General features: G+C 60.2%; 21 protein-coding genes. 10 read left to right on the top strand and 11 right to left on the bottom strand.

All coding sequences use genetic code 11. The features are described from left to right. Positions 1-102 precede the first annotated feature (102 nt). Complete coding sequence (locus AC0J1C_RS10310; RefSeq protein WP_473043762.1) at positions 103-405, bottom strand: cold shock domain-containing protein; 303 nt, start codon at positions 403-405, stop codon at positions 103-105. 325 nt (positions 406-730) lie between these two features. On the opposite strand from AC0J1C_RS10310, the gene clpS reads away from it, so the two are divergent. Further along, positions 731-1,090, top strand: a complete 360-nt coding sequence (gene clpS, locus AC0J1C_RS10305; RefSeq protein WP_091990741.1) for an ATP-dependent Clp protease adapter ClpS — start codon at positions 731-733, stop codon at positions 1,088-1,090. Between the two features lie 18 nt (positions 1,091-1,108). Further along, complete coding sequence (gene clpA / locus AC0J1C_RS10300) at positions 1,109-3,379, top strand: ATP-dependent Clp protease ATP-binding subunit ClpA (protein WP_473043761.1); 2,271 nt, start codon at positions 1,109-1,111, stop codon at positions 3,377-3,379. 111 nt (positions 3,380-3,490) lie between these two features. Here clpA and infA read toward each other — a convergent pair whose 3' ends face one another. The 9 genes from infA to AC0J1C_RS10255 all read right to left on the bottom strand — a co-directional run bounded on the left by infA (position 3,491) and on the right by AC0J1C_RS10255 (position 10,548). After that, on the bottom strand, positions 3,491-3,709 hold the full coding sequence (infA, locus tag AC0J1C_RS10295) for a translation initiation factor IF-1 (protein ID WP_014421226.1): 219 nt from the start codon (positions 3,707-3,709) through the stop codon (positions 3,491-3,493). 109 nt (positions 3,710-3,818) lie between these two features. Beyond that, entirely contained in the window at positions 3,819-4,526 is a 708-nt protein-coding gene (locus AC0J1C_RS10290) for an arginyltransferase (protein ID WP_473043760.1), read from the bottom strand. After that, complete coding sequence (gene aat, locus AC0J1C_RS10285; protein ID WP_473043759.1) at positions 4,527-5,240, bottom strand: leucyl/phenylalanyl-tRNA--protein transferase; 714 nt, start codon at positions 5,238-5,240, stop codon at positions 4,527-4,529. A 204-nt stretch (positions 5,241-5,444) separates the two neighbouring features. Continuing rightward, the gene (gene trxB / locus AC0J1C_RS10280) at positions 5,445-6,398 is read right to left on the bottom strand and encodes a thioredoxin-disulfide reductase (RefSeq protein WP_375191913.1); all 954 of its coding nucleotides are present in this window, start codon (positions 6,396-6,398) and stop codon (positions 5,445-5,447) included. Positions 6,399-6,569: 171 nt separating this feature from the next. Continuing rightward, positions 6,570-7,481, bottom strand: coding sequence for an AAA family ATPase (locus tag AC0J1C_RS10275; RefSeq protein WP_473043756.1), 912 nt, complete (start codon positions 7,479-7,481; stop codon positions 6,570-6,572). Positions 7,482-7,488: 7 nt separating this feature from the next. Continuing rightward, on the bottom strand, positions 7,489-8,412 hold the full coding sequence (locus AC0J1C_RS10270; RefSeq protein ID WP_375191911.1) for a carbon-nitrogen hydrolase: 924 nt from the start codon (positions 8,410-8,412) through the stop codon (positions 7,489-7,491). Next, on the bottom strand, positions 8,412-9,410 hold the full coding sequence (locus AC0J1C_RS10265) for an agmatine deiminase family protein (RefSeq protein ID WP_473046528.1): 999 nt from the start codon (positions 9,408-9,410) through the stop codon (positions 8,412-8,414). The genes AC0J1C_RS10270 and AC0J1C_RS10265 overlap by 1 nt, the downstream gene beginning before the upstream one ends. A gap of 152 nt (positions 9,411-9,562) precedes the next feature. Continuing rightward, positions 9,563-9,865 carry a hypothetical protein gene (locus AC0J1C_RS10260; RefSeq protein WP_473043755.1) on the bottom strand — a complete coding sequence of 101 codons (303 nt, stop codon included), beginning with the start codon at positions 9,863-9,865 and terminating at the stop codon, positions 9,563-9,565. Positions 9,866-9,960: 95 nt separating this feature from the next. Beyond that, the gene (locus AC0J1C_RS10255; RefSeq protein ID WP_091985881.1) at positions 9,961-10,548 is read right to left on the bottom strand and encodes a PilZ domain-containing protein; all 588 of its coding nucleotides are present in this window, start codon (positions 10,546-10,548) and stop codon (positions 9,961-9,963) included. A 148-nt stretch (positions 10,549-10,696) separates the two neighbouring features. On the opposite strand from AC0J1C_RS10255, the gene AC0J1C_RS10250 reads away from it, so the two are divergent. Then, positions 10,697-11,938 (top strand): lipoprotein-releasing ABC transporter permease subunit, encoded by a 1,242-nt coding sequence (locus AC0J1C_RS10250; RefSeq protein WP_473043754.1) that lies wholly within the window; start codon positions 10,697-10,699, stop codon positions 11,936-11,938. A gap of 13 nt (positions 11,939-11,951) precedes the next feature. Next, positions 11,952-12,641 (top strand): lipoprotein-releasing ABC transporter ATP-binding protein LolD, encoded by a 690-nt coding sequence (gene lolD / locus AC0J1C_RS10245; protein ID WP_375191906.1) that lies wholly within the window; start codon positions 11,952-11,954, stop codon positions 12,639-12,641. Here lolD and AC0J1C_RS10240 read toward each other — a convergent pair. Then, on the bottom strand, positions 12,629-13,174 hold the full coding sequence (locus tag AC0J1C_RS10240; protein WP_375191905.1) for a DUF2062 domain-containing protein: 546 nt from the start codon (positions 13,172-13,174) through the stop codon (positions 12,629-12,631). The two genes, lolD and AC0J1C_RS10240, sit on opposite strands and share 13 nt — an antisense overlap. Before the next feature lie 81 nt (positions 13,175-13,255). Here AC0J1C_RS10240 and AC0J1C_RS10235 point away from each other — a divergent pair, with 81 nt between their 5' ends. The 6 genes from AC0J1C_RS10235 (at position 13,256) to AC0J1C_RS10210 (ending at position 19,854) form a co-directional block, all read left to right on the top strand. Continuing rightward, entirely contained in the window at positions 13,256-15,700 is a 2,445-nt protein-coding gene (locus AC0J1C_RS10235; RefSeq protein ID WP_473043752.1) for a DNA internalization-related competence protein ComEC/Rec2, read from the top strand. A 74-nt stretch (positions 15,701-15,774) separates the two neighbouring features. Beyond that, a complete protein-coding gene (locus AC0J1C_RS10230) occupies positions 15,775-16,401 on the top strand; it encodes a MotA/TolQ/ExbB proton channel family protein (protein ID WP_008169179.1) in 627 nt (208 codons plus the stop codon). A 5-nt stretch (positions 16,402-16,406) separates the two neighbouring features. After that, entirely contained in the window at positions 16,407-16,832 is a 426-nt protein-coding gene (locus tag AC0J1C_RS10225) for an ExbD/TolR family protein (RefSeq protein ID WP_375191903.1), read from the top strand. Next, positions 16,829-18,607, top strand: coding sequence for a lipid A export permease/ATP-binding protein MsbA (msbA, locus tag AC0J1C_RS10220; protein ID WP_375191902.1), 1,779 nt, complete (start codon positions 16,829-16,831; stop codon positions 18,605-18,607). The genes AC0J1C_RS10225 and msbA overlap by 4 nt, the downstream gene beginning before the upstream one ends. Beyond that, complete coding sequence (gene lpxK, locus AC0J1C_RS10215) at positions 18,604-19,650, top strand: tetraacyldisaccharide 4'-kinase (RefSeq protein WP_473043751.1); 1,047 nt, start codon at positions 18,604-18,606, stop codon at positions 19,648-19,650. Before msbA ends, lpxK begins: the two co-directional genes overlap by 4 nt. A 15-nt stretch (positions 19,651-19,665) precedes the next feature. Beyond that, on the top strand, positions 19,666-19,854 hold the full coding sequence (locus tag AC0J1C_RS10210) for a Trm112 family protein (protein ID WP_091985862.1): 189 nt from the start codon (positions 19,666-19,668) through the stop codon (positions 19,852-19,854). The last annotated feature ends 5 nt before the right edge of the window (positions 19,855-19,859 follow it).

Here is a 19,859-nt window from a genome sequence, read left to right as displayed (position 1 = left end):
TGCAATGTGATGCGTGCGCAAAGAGAGAGCGAATTCTTGCACAGTAAAACCTGGGCCCACCGGTGGGCCCGGTGGGGCGGGAAATTGATGGTTCAGCCGGGTTCAGGCGTTGACGGCGCGGGGCGGATAGCCGTCCCGGTCTGAGGCCTGATCTGCCGACTTGGCGGCGTCGTCACCCGACAGCGCTTTCTTCACGGGTTGCTCGTCCGGGACGATGTTGACCGCATGAATGCCCTTGTCGCTGGGCTTTTTGTCGAAGGTAACGGCCTGGCCGGCCTTCAGGGTCTTGTAGCCGTCCATCTGAACCGATGAAAAATGTGCAAACAGATCATCACTGCAGCCATCTTCGATGATGAATCCGTACCCTTTGGCATTGTTGAACCACTTGACCTTGCCTCTTGGCATGATGAACTCCCCTGTTCTTTTGCTGTCTTTCTTCTTGTTGGTGTTTGCCTATCGGCCGTCGCACCGGCGGTCCGAATCCTTTTCGCTGGATCTGTTACAGAAGCCTTGCATGGATTTACATTATTTTACAATGCAACTTTACTTTCGGCCAATCACTGCACCGAGTCAATAGTTTCTGTACCCGGAATGTGTGGTTGAACGCGGTCCGGAAGCGGTATCATGCTCGTATTGATAAATAGTGCACGCCGGGTGAGCGGCTCCGCTTGAAAACCCGGTAACTGACAACCACATTTAGGCAAGGACACCGAGTAACCGGTAAAGAATGATGCGAACTATCGAAAATTCTCTACTAATATTCAATCAGGGGGAGGACGAACAACCGGGGCGACAGGATGACCTCAGTGTTGCTCCCGAGAAGCCTGCTCTGAAGCGCCCTGCGCGCTACCGGGTGGTGCTTCTGAACGACGACTACACGCCCATGGATTTTGTGGTGGACGTGTTGATGAAATTCTTCGGAATGAACGAAGAAAAGGCGACGCAGGTGATGCTGCTCGTCCATACACAGGGAAAGGCTGTATGCGGGGTTTATACCCGGGACATCGCGGAAACAAAGGCGGCACAGGTGAACCAGTATTCCTCGGAATGCGAACATCCGCTCCTTTGCGAGATTGAACGTGCGGACTGACAGACGTTGGGGTGGCCCATGCTGAGCAAAGATCTAGAAATTACGCTGAACACGGCCTTCAAGAATGCCCGGGACAAGCGTCATGAGTTCATGACTGTGGAGCATTTGTTGCTGGCCCTGCTGGACAACGAATCGGCGGTGGGCGTCCTGAAAGCCTGTGGTGCAGATCTCAAGAGACTTCAGGAAGAGCTGGTCGAGTTCGTCGATTCCACAACACCACTGATTCCGAGCAATGACAGCGAGCGGGAGACCCAGCCGACCCTGGGGTTCCAGAGAGTGCTGCAGCGCGCGGTATTCCACGTGCAGTCCTCCGGCAAGAAAGAGGTCACCGGCGCCAATGTGCTGGTCGCCATCTTCAGCGAGCAGGAGAGCCAGGCTGTCTATGTGCTGAAAAAGCAGAGTATTGCCCGGATCGACGTGGTCAACTTTGTGTCCCACGGCATTTCCAGGGTACAGGGCGCCGAAGACCCTGAAAGCCATGATCAGGCCTCCCACGAGGAAGCCGGAGAAGAGGGTGGCCAGTCCAGGCCGCTGGAAAGCTATGCCACCAACCTCAATGAGCAGGCCCGGCAGGGACGCATAGACCCCCTGATTGGCCGGGAGCATGAAGTTGAACGGGTGGTGCAGATCCTGGTACGTCGTCGCAAGAACAACCCACTGCTGGTGGGTGAGGCCGGTGTCGGTAAAACCGCCATCGCCGAGGGTCTTGCCAAGCGGATTGTCGATGGCCAGGTACCCGAGATTATTTCCGACGCGGTGGTCTATTCGCTGGACCTCGGCGCACTGCTGGCCGGTACCAAGTACCGCGGTGATTTCGAGAAACGGCTCAAAGGCCTGCTGGCTGAGCTCAAGAAAGAGAACCACGCAATCCTGTTCATCGATGAAATCCACACCATCATTGGTGCAGGATCGGCCTCGGGCGGCGTGATGGACGCATCCAACCTGCTCAAGCCGATGCTCAGTTCCGGCGAGATCCGGTGCATTGGCTCCACCACCTTCCAGGAATTCCGGGGTATCTTCGAGAAAGACAGCGCCCTGGCGCGTCGTTTCCAGAAGATCGATGTGAATGAGCCGAGCGTCGAGGACACTTACCAGATCCTCAAGGGCCTCAAGCCCAGCTTTGAGAAGCACCACGATCTCAAGTACACCGACAAGGCCCTGAGGGTGGCGGCGGAGCTGGCGGATCGGTACATCACCGACCGTCACCTGCCGGACAAGGCCATCGATGTTATTGATGAGGCCGGCGCACGCCAGCGCCTGCAGCCGGAGAACAAGCGCCGCAAGACCATTGACGTGACGGACATCGAGGATGTGGTCGCCAACATCGCCCGCATTCCGCCGAAGAATGTGTCCACCAGCGACAAGGACCTGCTGCGAAACCTGGAGCGGGATCTCAAGATGGTGGTATTCGGCCAGGATCCGGCCATCGAGTCCCTGTCCACGGCCATCAAGCTGGCCCGGGCCGGCCTGAAAGCGCCGGAGAAACCCGAAGGCGCGTTCCTGTTCGCGGGCCCCACGGGTGTGGGCAAGACCGAAGTCACCAAGCAACTGGCCAAGGTGCTGGGCATCGAGCTGGTACGCTTCGACATGTCCGAGTACATGGAGCGGCACACCGTGTCACGGCTGATCGGTGCGCCTCCAGGCTACGTTGGCTACGACCAGGGCGGCCTGCTGACCGAGGCGGTGAACAAGCACCCGCATTGCGTGTTGCTGCTGGATGAGATCGAGAAAGCCCATCCGGAAGTCTTCAACCTGTTGCTGCAGGTGATGGACCACGGCACGTTGACCGATAACAACGGCCGCAAGGCGGATTTCCGCCATGTGATCCTGGTGATGACCACCAACGCTGGCGCCGAGAGTATGGCGCGCCGTTCCATCGGCTTCAGCGAACAGGACCACAGTACCGACGGTATGGAAATCATCAGCAAGACCTTCACGCCGGAGTTCCGCAACCGTCTGGACGGCATCATCCAGTTTGGCGATCTGCAGAAGGACACCATCACTCACGTGGTGGACAAGTTCCTCACCGAGCTGCAGGCGCAGCTAGACGAGAAGCATGTGGTCCTGCACGTGGACGATGCCGCCAAGGCCTGGCTGGCAGAGAAGGGCTACGATGTCACCATGGGTGCCCGGCCGATGTCGCGCCTCATCCAGGACAAGATCAAGCGGCCCCTGGCCGAGCAGATCCTGTTCGGGCGACTGTCCGAGAAGGGTGGGGATGTCTACATCCACCTGCGGGAAGACGAGCTGGTGTTCGAGTACGAGGACGAGCCGGCCGAGGCGGTCTGAAGCCTTCGGTTGGCGTCTCGAAAAGAAAAACCGCTGTCCGGTTAGCCGGCAGCGGTTTTTTTCTGGCCAACAAAAAAGCCCCGGAGGGGCCTTTTCAGATGTCGTGGCGGCTTAGCGGGCCCGGTACACAATGCGGCCCTTGCTCAGGTCGTAGGGAGTCAGCTCAACCTTGACCTTGTCGCCGGTCAGGATGCGGATATAGTTCTTGCGCATCTTGCCGGAGATGTGAGCGGTCACAACATGGCCGTTGCTCAGCTCAACCCGGAACATGGTGTTTGGAAGCGTATCGATAATAACGCCTTCCATTTCAATGACATCTGATTTCGCCATTCAGTAGAAACCTCGCTTGGAAATGCTTCTCGTGATTTTAAATTGCGCAATTCTGCCTGATTTGTCTGCGTTTGGCAAAGTCAGGCGGGGCTCCGTGTGACATGAGCCACTAGACGAGCTGGCGCCAGTGGCCGTCGTGCAGGGCTTCGATTGGCCGGAAGCGGGTTTTGTAGTTCATCTTCCGGCACTGCTTGATCCAATAGCCGAGGTAGAGATGCGGCAGGCCTCGGCGTTTGGCCTCTTCGATCTGCCAGAGAATCGCGTAGGTACCGAGGCTTCGGTCGTCCATATCCGGATCAAACACGGTGTAGATGGCCGAGAGCCCGTCGTCCAGCAGATCCACCGCCGCCAGGCCTACCAGTCGGTTGTTCAGGTGAATTTCAAGGAAACAGGAATCGGTGGCGCCTTCCACCAGAAACGAGGTGAATTGCTCCCTTGAGGGTGGGTACATGTCGCCGTCCTGATGGCGCTCCTCAATGTAGCGGGCATAAAGCTGGTAGTAGCGTTCTGCAAATACCGCTGGAACGAGCTTGCACTGCAGATCGGCGTTTTTCTTCAACACCCGTCGCTGGCTGCGGTCGGGTTTGAAGTCGTCCACTTTCAGGCGCACCGGAATACAGGCATTGCACTGCTCGCAGTGGGGCCGGTAATAGTGGGATCCGCTGCGACGGAAGCCGAGCGCAGTCAGTTGGCTGTATAGCTTCTTGTCGATATGAGCCCGGGGATCCACGAACATGGTGGTGGCTTCTCGGTCTGGCAGGTAGCTGCAATCGTGGGGCGGTGTTGCGAAGAACACCAGGGTTCTGAGATTGCTCATTTACTCCTCCGGCCCGGGCCATTGCCAGTGGAAGGTCCAGTCGGTCTGATCAGGGTTCTGATCAACACTCATCCTGAGTATAGATAAAAACTCCTCCCTGGGAATAGTCCGGGCACCCATGGTCAGCAGATGCCGGCTCTCCACCTGACAGTCCATGATCCGGTACCCCCAGCGCTTCAACTGGTGGGCCAGGTGCACCATCAGCACCTTGGAAGCATTCGTTTCCAGGGAAAACATGGATTCCCCGAAGAAGCACCGTCCGAGCGCGAGGCCGTACATGCCGCCGGCGAGCTCTCCGCGTCTGTTCCAGACTTCGATGGAGTGGGCTACGCCCATTCTGTGCAGCTTGGAATAGCTGGCAATCATGTCTTCTGTGATCCAGGTGCCTTCGGCCCGGGTGGAGGCACAGAGGCGGATGATTCGACCGAACGCCTGGTCAGCCGTTACCTGGAGTCGGCGCTGGTTGAGGGTTCGGCGCAGGCTGCGGGAGACGTGAATTTCGTCCGGGAACAGCACGCATCGGGGGTTAGGGGACCACCAGAGAATGGGTTGGTCGTCGCTGTACCAGGGAAAGATGCCATTGCGGTAGGCCAGGATCAGGCGGTCGGTGGAGAGGTCGCCGCCGAGGGCGAGCAGGCCGTCCGGGTCGTCTAGGGCTTCGTTGGCCGGGGGGAACCAGAGTTGCTCGGGGTCTAGCCAGGGTAGTGAGGTCATCCTTCTCCGGTTTTTACTGCCGAGTTCGCGTTGATCTTGATGCTATCGGGCCGGGGAGTCGCGACCGGGAGGACCCGCCTTCTAAAACACGCCGTGAATACGTCCTTGTAGGCTTGGCTCCGCCATCCATGGCTTCGCACAGTTTTAGAAGGCGGGTCCTCCCGGTCTCGATCAGCTTCCGAAGTGCCTTCCCAAAAGATTAGATCAATCCTGCTGATCCAGAAACTTTTCCGCGTCCAGGGCAGCCATGCAGCCGAAACCGGCGGAGGTGACCGCCTGGCGGTAAACGTGGTCAGCCACATCGCCGGCGGCGAAGACGCCGGGAACGCTGCTCTGGGTGGCCATACCCTCGAGGCCGGAGCGGATGCGGATGTAGCCGTTTTCCATGTCCAGCTGGCCCTGGAACAGGTCGGTGTTCGGTTTGTGGCCGATGGCGATGAATACGCCCGCCAGGTCGATTTCCTGGGTGGAACCGTCTTTGGTGCTCTTGATACGCATGCCGGTAACACCGGTGCCGTCGCCGAGAACTTCGTCCAGGGTGTGGTCCCAGACGATCCGGACGTTGCCGTTTTCAGCTTTTTCGAACAGCTTGTCCTGGAGGATCTTTTCGGCGCGCAGGCTGTCGCGGCGGTGTACCAGGGTGACTTCGTCGGCGATGTTGGAGAGGTACAGGGCTTCTTCAACGGCGGTGTTGCCGCCGCCGATGACGGCGACTTTCTGTTTCTTGTAGAAGAAGCCGTCGCAGGTGGCACAGGCGGACACGCCCTGGCCCTTGAAGCGCTCTTCGGATTCGAGGCCCAGGTACATGGCGGACGCGCCGGTGGCGATGATCAGGGCGTCGCAGGTGTATTCGCCGCCATCACCCTTGAGGCGGAACGGGCGGCTGCGAAGGTCGGCCTCGTTGATGGTGTCGTAGACGATGGTGGTTTCAAAGCGCTCGGCGTGCTTGAGCATGCGCTGCATCAGTTCCGGACCCTGCACCCCGTCGTTGTCGCCGGGCCAGTTGTCCACGTCAGTGGTGGTGGTGAGCTGGCCACCGACTTCGATTCCGGTAATCAGGGTGGGGTTCAGGTTGGCACGGGCAGCGTAGACGGCTGCGGTGTAGCCGGCGGGGCCGGATCCCAGGATGATCAGTCGGGAATGTTTGGTCTCGCTCATTGAAGATTCTCTCACTGAATGGAACGGTATCCTGACGGGCCCGGGTGCCGGGCCAGACGCTTTGAATAAGGGATGAAAGGCTAACATGAAAGCGGCGGCGTGCCATTCGTTTTGGCCAATTCCGCTTATAAAACCTTGCTATTTGCTCAGGCCCGGACGCGCCGGAATCGCTTATTGCAGTACCGAGACGTTCGCCAGAAGCTGGCGAACGCGCTCGGCACTTTTGCCGGATTCGCCTTGCTCCAGCCGATGCTCGGCAACGGCGGGAAACACGGTCTGGATGTCATCGGGCAGCACATGGTGCCGTCCCTGCATCAGTGCCCAGGCTTTGGCGGCCCGCAGCAGGCCCAGGCCAGCCCGGGGAGACAGGCCATAGAGCAATCCGGGCATTCGGCGGCTCTGCTCAAGCAGCCGCTGAACGTAATCGAGCAGGGCGGGGCTGGCGGTCACGCGGGTAACTCCGTCCTGTAGCGTTTTCAAATCTTCCTGGGAGAGCAGCTTCGCGAGCTTTTCGGTCATTACCCGCCGGTCCTCACCTTCCAACAGCTCACGTTCGGCCCTCGGGTCCGGATACCCCAGACGCAGGCGCATGAGGAAGCGGTCAAGCTGGGATTCCGGCAGCGGGTAGGTGCCGCCCTGTTCGATGGGGTTCTGGGTGGCAATCACGAAGAACGGCTGCGGCAGTGGGCGGGTTTCCCCCTCGATAGAGACCTGTCGCTCCTCCATGGCCTCTAGCAGGGCGCTCTGGGTCCGCGGGGAGGCACGATTGATCTCGTCTGCCAGGACCACCTGGGCAAAAATTGGCCCAGGGTGGAACACCAGATTGCCGGCTTCCTTGTCGTACATGGAGTAGCCCAGTACGTCGGCGGGCAGCAGGTCGTTGGTGAACTGGATGCGCTGGTAGCTAAGCCCCATGACCTTGGCGAGGGCGTGTGAGAGCGTGGTCTTGCCCATACCCGGAATGTCCTCGATCAGCAGGTGGCCTTTTGCCAGGAGGCCGCAGAGCGCCAGTCGAACCTGTTGGTCCTTGCCCAGGAGTATCTGGTTGAGTTCGTCGACTACGGTATCTACCAGTTTTTTCATCCCGGGTTCAGTCCCTCACACGTTTCAGAAGATCGCCGTACGCGTCGATGCGGCGATCCCTGAAATACGGCCAGATGCGGCGAATCGATTCACTGCGGTTGCGATCCACGGTTACGGCGAGGATGCATTCGGACTGATCATCGCCCCGGGCCAGGAATTCGCCCTGGGGGCCACAGATGAAACTGTTGCCCCAGAACCGGATGCCATCGCTCTGGCCGGAGGGATCGGGTTCAGTGCCGACACGGTTGGGCGCCACCACGGGCAGGTTGTTGGCCACGGCGTGTCCACGTTGAACCGTGACCCAGGCCTCGAGCTGGCGGGCCTGTTCCTCGGGATCATCGGTTACATCCCAGCCAATGGCAGTGGGGTAGATCAGTATCTCGGCACCGGCCAGCGCCATCAGACGGGCGGCTTCCGGGTACCACTGGTCCCAGCACACCAGCACACCGAGGCGACCCACCGACGTATCGATGGGGGTGAAGCCGCTGCGACCGTCGTTGAAGGTGGCATCACCGGGGGTGAAATAGAATTTCTCGTAAAAACCCGGGTCGTCCGGAATGTGCATTTTCCGGTAGAGCCCGGCGATGGAGCCGTCTTTCTCGAACACAACGGCGGTGTTGTGGTAGACGCCGTTCATTCGCCGCTCAAATATGGAGCCGACCAGTACAATGTTCAGTTCCCTTGCCAGGTCTGACAGCCGCTGGCTGGTGGGTCCGGGAATTGGTTCGGCAAGCTCGAATACCGAGGTGTCTTCGGTCTGGCAGAAATACAGGGTGGCGTGCAGTTCCTGAAGTACCACCAGTTGGGCGCCGCCGTTTGCGGCTTCGCGTACCAGTTTTTCGGATGCTGCCAGGCTCGCGGCCTTGTCGCTGCTGCAGGCCTGCTGGATGGCGGCAATCTGGATCTGGTTGCTCGCTGCAGTATGGCTCATCAGGTCACTACTCCTGCGGGGATTTGCATGGTGACACAGTGCAGGCTGCCGTGCTGATGGATCAAGGCCCGACAGTTGATGGGCACTATTTGGCGGTCTGGAAAGATACCGGTCATGATGGCGATGGCTTCGTCGTCCTGCGCCACTCCGTACACCGGCAGCAGCACGGCGTCGTTGATGATCAGAAAATTCGCGTAGGTGGCCGGAAGCCGGTGCCCCTCGTCGTCGTGGATCGCGTCCGGCCAGGGCAGGGCGGTCAGCCGGTAGGGCGACCCGTCCGCCTGGCGGAATTCCTGGAGCTCTTCTTCCATGGCCGCGAGTGCGCTGTAGTGTTCATCTGCGACATCGGGGCAGGCGACGTAGCAGATGTGGTCGGGCGCGCAGAAGCGCGCCAGGGTATCAATGTGGCTGTCGGTGTCATCGCCGGCGAGGTAGCCGTGGTTCAGCCACAGGATCCGGTCGGCCCCAAGTACCTCTGACAGCAACTGTTCTATGGCGGTCCTGTCCAGTGTCGGGTTGCGGCTCGGTGTCAGCAGGCACTCCGAGGTGGTGAGCAGGGTGCCCCGGCCGTCGGACTCTATGGAGCCACCTTCCAGCACAAATTCCACCGGTTGCATGGGCGTTTTGCCAAATACCCCGGCCCCGGCCAGGTGGCTGTTGAGAGCGTTATCCTTTTCGAACGGGAACTTGCCGCCCCAGGCGTTGAAGCGGAAATCCAGGAGGACCGGGACGCCACCGTCCGTCACCGTGATCGGTCCGTGATCCCGTGCCCAGGTATCGTTCGCAGGTGCGGGCACCGTGCGGACCCGGCCCGGCAACCCGTTCTCCTCAGCGTAACGGTTGAGGTCTTTCTCCAGAGCCTGAAGACGCACCACGTGTTCACAACTGATAACCAGATGTTCATGGCGGAGTACCGCGCGCGCTATGTCTTCAAAAACGGGCTCCACCTCGGCCAGGCAGTCGGCCCAATCGGTACCTGGATGCGGCCAGGTCAGCAGGACGGCACTCTGGGGTGCCCATTCCGCAGGCAACAGTCGTGGGCTTGTCACTTTAAAGCACCTTGAATCGAAAAGACGCCATTCTAACCAACACTTGGCTGCTGGTCAGGGCCGGGGAGTTGAAATTTGTATCTGCCACCGCCGCGGGCTACTCAGCGGTTGGGCTTCAGTACCGTGTGGATGACCCGATCGCCTTCGAAGTAGACGACGAAGGTCTGATAGTGCCACTGGCTGATGGGCGGCTGGCCCACAGGACCCTGGATTTCCATGGGGGCACCCCAGGCGGCCCGGACCGAGGTCTGGGTGGCGCCGTGCCGCGGCAGATCTGCCTGCTTTCGATCAGCCTGGCTGCCAACGGGCACCCGAACCTCTTCCGCCAGGGCGGACGCCACCGGTGTAAAGATCAGTGCAGAGCCGACGGTGAGCGCGCCAAGAAGGGTTCTGTACTTTCTCATTATTGGATCTCCATGGAAGCTGGTGTCCGTTGAGGGACATGAATAAAGCGTAATATCCGAAAAAGACTAACAAAAGTCACCCGTTTTTCCCCAGTTTAGCCTTTTTGTCGTTGCCGAATCTGCCACCGCATCACATGTCTTGCGATCTGCTGACGGTCGCTGTCGTCCAGATGCACAAATTCGGTATGAACCCTTGTGCCGCCTGAGGCATCGGGCACAACCTCGAGTACCTCTGCAATGGCTTGGGGCTGGAACAGGTCGGGAGGGAGGGTCATGCGTACGGCCATCCGGTCGCCCGGTTGCCAGGCTGGCGTGCGGCTGAAAAATGACAGGCCACCTTCGCTCAGGGTGACGTCCTGCCAGTCGTCCGGTTGCAACGGATTTTGCTCAAAGGCCATAATGCGCGCAAGCGTATCCAGCTTGCCGTTCAGGGATTTGATCAGTCCGGTAAGCAGCCGGTCCCGCTCGGCCAAGCTGGCGAGATGGGACTTTACGTCCTGGTCCAGCCGCCTGAATTCGGCTTTCAGGCTCTCGAGGTGGTCGCCATCGAAAACGTCGCTGTCCAGCGGGGTGTCGGGCGCCAGCTTGCGGATCTCCAGGCCGATCCGGTCTTCAATGCGAAAAAAGTCCCTGCGCTCGGCGGCATAGCCGGCCGGTTTGCCGGGATTATCAGATGACTGCATCTGGACTCCAGGAGACTGAATTTTCTATTGGTACAGAACAGTTTAGCAGCTTCCCACGATGGTGGAACGTCGCCTGCAAGGCGGGCCAGGGAAACATCGGGGATCCACAGATGATGACAGTCCGGAAGTAGGCAACAGGCACCGCTCAATGTTCAGACCACTATCGTTTTATATCGGCTTGCGCTACACCGCAGCCAAGCGCCGGAATCACTTTATTTCCTTCATTTCCCTGACCTCCATGATTGGCCTCATGCTGGGCGTGGCCGTGTTGATCATCGTATTGTCGGTGATGAACGGCTTCGATCGGGAATTGAAGCAACGCATTTTGGGTATGGTGCCTCATGCCACGATTCAGGGTGTGGGCCCCCTCGATGACTGGCAGGCCCTGGATGCCCGGGTCGAGTCACATCCCCGGGTGCTGGCGGCGGCACCCTATATCCAGGGCCAGGGCATGGTAACCGGTGGCGGGAATGTTCGGGGCGTTCTGCTGAACGGTATTCTGCCCGAGCAGGAGCGGACGGTCTCGATCATTGAGAATCATATGACCGAAGGCAGGCTGGACGACCTGGTTTCCGGCGAGTTTGGCATCATTATTGGCCGCCTGATGGCGGCCAGTCTCCGGCTGGAGGTGGGTGATCGCGTAACCGTGGTGTTGCCAGAGGCGTCCGTGACACCGGCCGGGGTCTTGCCGAGGCTCAAGCGCTTCACCGTGAAGGGGATCTTCAGCGTTGGCGCGGAGCTGGATGGCAACTACACCCTCATTCACATGGACGATGCCGCCAAGCTGATGCGTACCGATGGCAAGGCGGAGGGCGTCCGTCTGCTGGTGGATGACCTGTTCGCGGCGCCCCGGGTCGCCACGGAGGCGGCACGGGAACTGGAAGGCCGGTATTACGTATCGGACTGGACCCGCACCCACGGCAACCTTTTCCAGGCCATTCGCATGGAGAAAACCATGATCGGGTTGCTGCTCATGTTCATCGTGGCCGTGGCCGCGTTCAATATCGTGTCCACGCTGGTGATGGTGGTCACTGACAAGACGGGCGATATCGCCATCCTGCGTACTATGGGCGCAACCCCGGGCCGGATCATGCGGATCTTTATCGTACAGGGGGCCGTGATCGGGGTTTTCGGCACCATCATTGGCACTGCGCTGGGTGTGTTCGGCGCCATCAATATCAGCGCATTTATCTCGTGGCTGGAGGGTGTGCTTGGCCACCAGTTCCTGAACGCCGACGTGTATTTCATCAGTTACCTGCCGTCGCAGTTGCAATGGCAGGACGTCGCTATCATCAGCGGCGCTGGTCTTGCCATGAGCCTGCTGGCGACCATCTACCCCGCCTGGCGGGCGTCAAGGATCGATCCGGCGGAGGCGCTGCGCTATGAGTAAGGAATCTTCAGCCATGACGGATGCTCCGCTGGTGATCGACTGCCGTCAGGTCACCCGTACCTATAACGAAGGCCCGGAAAAACTGACCATATTCGCCGATATTTCGCTGGAAGTGGCGGCCGGGGAAACGGTTGCGATAGTTGGCAGCAGTGGTGCCGGCAAGACCACGCTGCTCAATCTTCTGGGAGGTCTGGACCGGCCATCGTCCGGCCAGATTTCCATATGCGGGCAGGACATGAGCCATCTGTCTGAAGCGGCGCGAGCCCGGTTCCGGAATCGTCACCTGGGGTTTGTCTACCAGTTCCACCACCTGTTGCCCGAGTTTCCGGCACTGGAAAACGTCATGATGCCCTGTGTGCTGGGCGGTATGTCAGTGGTGCAGGCGAAGGAAAAAGCCACCTCTTTGCTGGGGCAGGTAGGGCTCGCTGAGCGTCTTTCCCATAAACCCGGAGAGCTCTCGGGTGGCGAACGCCAGCGGGTGGCGATTGCCAGGGCCCTGGTGAACGAGCCGGACTGCGTGCTGATGGATGAACCCACTGGCAATCTGGATGAGCACACCGGTGAGGGGGTACAGGCATTGATTGAGTCCCTGCGGGACAAGCTTGGCATCGCGTTTGTGATGGTTACCCACGATATGAGGATGGCCCGAAGCCTGGGGCGGGTTTTGCGGCTTGAGCAGGGGCGCCTGATTCAGGAAGTCTGATCGGCGGCGCGCCGACGCTGGCGTCGCCTGACTCTGCGTACCTGCCAGTCAGACCGGATTTTCCGGCGCCAGAGGTACTGGATGATCAGGTAGGCCAGACAGGCCGAAACGGTTGCAACAATCAGTGACCCCAGATACAGGGGAATGCCGATGTCGAGCAGGCGCTCGCTGATCCACGACCAGGACAGCTGGAACTCGAAACTGAGTACCGGACGATCAAGTGCCCAGGCGCCCACCTTGTAGTTGAAGTAGAAGATCGGTGGCATGGTCACTGGATTGCTGATCCACACCAGCACCACGGACAGGGGCAGGTTGGCATTGAACCAGATGGCGAATCCTGCTGCTGCCAGCATCTGGAAGGGCATGGGGATAAAACAGAACCAGATGCCCACGAGAAATGCCCGGGCCACACTGTGGCGATTGATGTGCCAGAGGTTGGGTTCATGAAGGATATCGCCCAGAAAGCTCAGCGATTGCATCGCCTGTACTTTCTCCGGTGAGGGCAGATAGCGTTTCATGAACTTCTTCGGCATGTGAAGTTCTGCCTTTAAATGGGGTTGTAAGGCCGGCACATCGGATGTCGCCGGTGAATGTGACAAAAAGGAGGACAAGGATTGTCCGGAACGATCAACCGTCCGCCTGGCGTTGAAGGCGAGGGCGGCCTCGCGGTTTTGGGTGTCATCACCTTCTCTTTTGGCGTTATCTTACTGTATTGGCTGTCGATACTGCCACCTCCCGAGTACGTGCTTGCCACTATTCTGATGTTGGGCTTTCCGGTCTTGCTGCGGCCTTCCGCAGTGGTACGCCGTTGCTCTGTTTCAGCACTGGGCCTTCTGCTGGGGCTCGGATGGGCCTCCTGGCACGCGCGGGACCGGCTGTCGGAGGTGTTGCCACCGGTCCTAGAGGGTGAGGTCGTAGAGGTATCCGGCTACCTGTGTGATATACCATCGGAGGGAAGCTTCCGAAGCCTGCGTTTCAGCTTCTGCGTGACTGAGTGGCATGGTTTGCCCCGGCGATTCGAGAGCCGGGGGCCATCCAGCCAGCTTCCGGGTCTGCTCAGGCTGGCCTGGTATGGCCATGCCGGCGAACCCCTCCCCGACCACAGGCTGCGCCTGAAGGTCGTTCTCAAACGCCCCCACGGCAACCTGAATCCGGCGGGCTTTCGCTATGAGGACTGGCTGTTCCGGAAAGGTTATCGCGCCACCGGTTCGGTACGTGATGCTCAGAGTGACCTGTCTGTGGCGTGCTCCCTTCACTGCCGATACCGGCAAGCCCATGTCGAGCTTAACGAATGGGTGGAAGACCGGTTTGGCGAGGCCCGGCAGTTTCCCCTGATTGCGTCCCTGTTGACAGGACACCGGGGCCATCTGACAGACCAACATTGGGACACGCTCAAGGCGACGGGGACGATTCACCTGGTCGCGATCTCGGGATTGCATCTGGGACTGGTGGCGGTTGGCGCCGGCTATGTCGGCAGGCGGCTCGCCCTGATGATGCCCGCTTGCCGCCTTGACCAGCGCCTTGAACGCCACCTGGTCTTTGCACTGGTATCAACAAGTTGCCTGGCATACGCCCTGGCGGCCGGATTTACCGTGCCGACCCGCCGGGCACTGGTGATGGTGGTCGTGGGCGGCTGGCTGCTGCTTCTGGGGCGCCAGGCACCGGTTTGGCGGACCTTTCTGGTAGCCCTGGCCCTGGTTCTGTTCCTGGATCCCTTCTCACCGCTGGACCAGGGCTTCTGGTTGTCTTTCATGGCGGTTGCGGTGCTGATCGCCGCCTTCGCTTCCCGCCTTGGCGGCTCAGGGTGGTTGTCGGGGTTGCTGGTGGCGCAGGTGGCCGTGTTTGCCGGGCTCTGGCCGATCCTGGCCAGCTTTGGCCAGGGCCAGCCGTTGGCCGGGCTGGTGGCAAATCTCGTGGCCATCCCATGGCTGGCCCTCGTGGTCATGCCGGTGTTGATTGCCGGAGGATTGCTGACGGCGCTGTTTCCTCCGGCCGCGCAGGTATTCGCACCGCTGTTCGACTGGCTACTGGGCGCACTCTGGCGCGGGCTGACCTGGCTGGCGGAACAGCCTTTTCCGGACCTGCAGCAGTCCGCTGGGGAACTGGCCGTTGCCGCGGTTCTGGTCCCGTTTCTTGTGCTGCTGCCTTTCCGGTGGTTTCGCCTCGTCGGGGCGTTATCGGTGGTGGCGTGGTTGGCCCTGGGGCCTGTGCAAGCTCAGCAAAACGACGAAACAGCCTCGCCGGAGGTATGGGTGTGGGATGTCGGGCAGGGGCTGTCGGTGTTGGTCCGGTACCGCCGGCAAGTGCTGTTATACGATACCGGGCCGGCAGTGCCGGGCGTGTTCTCGGCCGTGCATTCCACGCTGTTACCCAATCTTGAGGCTCTGGGCATCCGTCGTATCGATACGCTGGTGATCAGTCATGCCGATAACGATCATGCCGGCGGTCTGGAAGACCTGGTGGCCGAGATACCGGTGGGGCAGGTAATTGCTGGCGAAATGGCGGAAGTGCAGGCCCGGCTGCCGGGTTTATCGGTGTACCCCTGCCGGACTGGACGAGCGAGCCTGGGTGATCTGGAGCTCGAATTCTGGCAGGCCAGTGGTCCGGTTGAGGGTAATGACGCCTCCTGCGTGGTGCGGATCTTCCACCCTGCGTCGGCCACCGAATGGCTGCTCCCCGGGGATATCAGTGAATACGTCGAGCGTCTTTATCTGAACAGCATGGCCGACCGGGCGGTAGTTGCGCCCAGCCCCATTAACCGGATCCTTGTGGCACCGCACCACGGCAGTAAATCTTCGTCCTCCGAGCTTTGGGTCGAGGCCATTCGCCCGCACTGGGTGATCTACACCGCCGGCTACCGGCATCGGTATGGCCATCCGCACCCGGTAGTGACGGCCCGATACCGGACACAGGGAGCCTCCGCTTTCAATACCGCCTGTTCCGGTGGTTTACGCATGACCATTGAGGCTAACCGGTTGGTCGTAAAGGAAATGAGACACCAGGTGCCGTTCTGGATTGGAGGCCCTGGTCTGGCCCGTGAGCAATGTAGAATACCGTGACATTCCGGGTGTGGCCTCCACCGGCAGCTATGCTAAAGTAGCGCGGCTTGCAAATAATCAGGGAGACCCCAAGCGTGTTCGAGCTGTTGAAAGCCGGTGGCATTCTGATGGTGCCAATCGTTGCCTGTTCCATCCTGGCGCTTGCTATCATTCTGGAGCGTTTCTGGACACTCCGCGCCTCCAGGGTGGCCCCTCCCCAGACCATCAACGAGTTGTGGCGCTGGATCAAGAAAAAAGAGCTCAATGGCCGGAAGCTGAAAGCCCTCCAGGGCTCATCACCTCTCGGCAGGATTCTCGCGGGTGGTCTGCTCAACGCCAAGCATGGCCGTGAGATCATGAAAGAGAGCATCGAACACGAGGCAAGCCAGGTGATCCACGACCTGGAGCGCTTCCTCAACCCGTTGGGTACGGTTGCTACCATTACTCCGCTGCTTGGTTTGCTGGGTACCGTTATTGGCATGATCAAGGTTTTTGCGGAGATCCAGCTGGCCGGCGTCGGTAATGCGGGGAACCTGGCCGGAGGCATTTCCGAGGCGCTGATCACCACCGCGGCCGGCCTGAGCGTGGCCATACCTGCACTGATCTGCCACCGTTACTTTATCCGCCGCGTGGATGAACTGGTGGTGGGCATGGAACAGGAGGCCATCAAGCTGGTGGAAGTTGTTCACGGTGACCGCGAAATCGACGTGGAAGGAGCCTGAACCCCGTGAAGTTCAAGCGCCAGAGAAGCCAGGAAGTCGGGGTTGACCTGACACCGCTGATCGACGTGGTGTTCCTGCTGCTGATTTTTTTCATGGTGTCCACCACCTTCACCCGGGAAAGCCATCTTCAGGTGGAATTGCCCGAAGCCAGTGGCGAACCGGCCCAGGCCTCCGAGGTGAAACAGATTGATGTGGTGATCAACGCCGAAGGCCAGTACATCCTGAACGACCGCACCCTGGTGAACAACCGCCGTGAGACCCTTGAGCGGGGCGTGCGGGAACTTGCCGAGGGCAACAATTCGCTTCCCTTCATCATCACCGCCGACGCCCGAACGCCTCATGAATTCGTTGTTCGTGCCATGGATGTGGCCGGTCGGCTGGGCTTTGCCAGGCTGAGCATTACCACCGAGCGGGAGGCGGAGAACCAGTGAGGGCAAACGAGCCACTTCCCGAGCCTCCGGCGACGGTGCCGGCGGGCAGCTGGGACACCTACAAGCGCCTGCTGACCTACGTTAAGCCCTTTCTGCTGGCGTTCTTTCTGGCTGTGCTTGGCAACATTATCTATGCGGCGGCTTCCACCGGTATGGCCGCAGCCATGGAATACGTCATCGCGGCCATTGAGAATCCCACCGATCAGAACCGCCTGTTGCTGACCCTGGTGATCGTCGGTGTGTTCGCCTTTCGTGGCCTGGGCACCTTTCTAAGCCAGTATTTCATCGGTTATGTGGGCCGACAGGTTATCAATGCCCTGCGCAACGATGTGTTCGATCGACTGATGACGCTGCCGTCGCGCTATTTTGACGACAACGCCGCTGGCCGCCTGGTCTCGAAGCTGACCTTCAACGTCGAGCAGGTGGCCGAGGCCACCACCAACGCCATTACCATTACCCTCCGGGAAGGTCTGACTATCCTCGGCCTTCTGGGCTATATGTTCTACACCAACTGGAAGCTGACCCTGATTTTCCTGGCGGTAGGCCCCCTGATCGGGGCGGTGGTCAGCTACGCTAGCAAGCGATTCCGTCGGATCAGCCAACGCATCCAGGGGTCCATGGGCGATATCACCCACGTAGCCTCGGAATCGATTACCGGCTATCGGGTCGTGCGCACCTTCGGGGGCGAGGACTATGAGCGGGAACGGTTCCAGAAGGTCAACGACAAAAACCTCCAGCAAAGCCTGAAAATGGCCTCAACCCAGGCGATCAGCGTTCCCGTGATTCAGGTGCTGGTGGCCATTGCCATAGCCGGCCTGGTCTGGATGATGCTGGCGCCTGAGATTCGTGGCGAGATGACGACGGGTCAGCTGGTCGCCTTCATTACCGCCGCCACCACCATGGCAAAACCGATTCGCCAGGTGACCTCGGTGCACGCCAAGATCCAGAAAGGGGTGGCCGCGGCCTACGACGTGTTTGAGACCATTGATGAGAAACCCGAGCCGGACCCTGGAACCTACGCGCCGAACCGCGTGAACGGTGACATCGAGTTTGATGACGTCGCTTTCCGTTATCGCGATCAGCTCGACAACGTGCTGGAGGGCATTTCGCTGGAGATTCCCGCAGGGCAGAGTGTGGCTCTGGTTGGTCGGTCCGGCAGCGGCAAGTCGACCCTGGTCAGCCTGTTACCCCGGTTTTATGAATATACCGGTGGGGATATCCGCATTGATGGTCATTCCCTGCGGGACTTTTCCCTCAAGGCGCTCAGGGCGCAGATCGCCCTGGTTACCCAGAACGTGGTGCTGTTCAACGATACCATTGCCGCCAACATTGCCTACGGAGCATTGCGGAGTTGTACCCGTGAGGAAATCCGTGAGGCCGCCGCCAAGGCGCACGCCCTGGAATTCATCGATCGTATGCCGGAAGGCCTGGATACGGTGATCGGCGATAACGGTGTGATGCTCTCCGGCGGTCAACGTCAGCGTCTGGCCATCGCCAGGGCCCTGCTCAAGGATGCCCCGATCCTCATTCTTGATGAGGCAACCTCGGCCCTGGACACCGAATCCGAGCGCCATATCCAGGAGGCGCTGGAAACCGTCATGCAGGGGCGCACCACGCTCGTGATTGCCCATCGTCTGTCGACGATAGAAAAGGCCGACCGGATTCTGGTGATGGAAAACGGCCGTATTGTCGAATCGGGTCGGCACGACGAGCTGCTTGCCTCGGGCGGTGCCTACGCCCAGCTGCATCAGATGCAGTTCAGCGAGCAGTCATGAGTTTTACCCCCGCAGCTGCAAGCTCCCTGGTGGAACGCCTGTGGTACGGGAGTGGGCGCCCGCTGCGTTTTCTGGCCCCCCTGGCCTGGTTGTACCGGACCATCGCAGAGCACCGGCGTCGGGCCGCCTGGCAGGCGCGGGAAGCGAGCTTGCCAGTGCCGGTTGTGGTGGTGGGCAACATCACCGCGGGCGGCACCGGAAAATCCCCACTGACAGCCTGGCTGGTGTCGGAATTGGTCTCTGCCGGCTGGCAGCCGGTGATCCTCAGCCGGGGTTATGGCGGCAAAGCAGGGCAATACCCGCTGGAGGTGGACGGCGCCAGTGCACCTTCGGAGGCGGGTGACGAGCCGGTCATGCTGGCGGCCAGTACCGGGTGCCCGGTAGTGGTCGACCCGGACCGACGGCGGGCCGCAGATCATGCCCTGGCCAGAAAGCTGGGCAACGTCCTGGTGTGCGACGATGGCCTGCAACACTACCGCCTGCCCCGGGATCTGGAAATTGCCGTGTTTGACCAGCGGCGGGGCATTGGTAACGGTGCCCTGATTCCGGTCGGTCCGCTTCGCGAGCCGGTAACGCGGCTGGATTCGGTGGATTTTGTTATCGTTAATGGAGCGCAGCCCCTGGCCCAGCCCATGGGCGAGTTTGCCGGCTTTGAGCATGAAGCGATCCATGGCATGGCCCTGGCGCCGACCGCCCTGGTAAACCTTCGGTCCAATGAATCCCGGCCCGTCGAAGATCTCCGTGGCCGGACGGTGAGGGCGGTGGCCGGTATCGGCAACCCGGAGCGGTTTTTCGAGACACTCCGTGGCCTGGGTGCCGAGGTGCGTGAGTCGGCGTTCCCGGACCATCACCGTTTCCGGGAGGCGGACCTGGCAGCTGACGGCGCGGAGCTGATTGTCATGACCGCCAAGGACGCTGTTAAATGCCGGGCTTTCGCGCCTGACAACGCCTGGAGCCTGGTGGTGGAGGCCCGGTTGTCGGATGCGTTCCGGGAGACCTTCCTGGACCGGGTCCGGCACTGTTCTGAACAGATTAATTCCTGAGAGTGAGCAAGCACCATGGACAAGAAACTTTTAGCGATGCTGGCCTGCCCGGTTTGCAAGGGCGACCTCAAGCTCAACGAGGCCCGAACCGAGTTGATCTGTTACCAGGATGCCATGGCTTTCCCCATTCGTGAGGGGATTCCGGTGATGCTGGCGGCCGAGGCACGAACGCTGTCCACCGACGAGCGCCTTCACAAGCGTTGAGTTCG

Source organism: Marinobacter sp. E2 (genome assembly GCF_055755345.1).
Note: the sequence above shows the minus strand (reverse complement) of the source record. Positions and strands in the feature narration are given on the sequence as shown.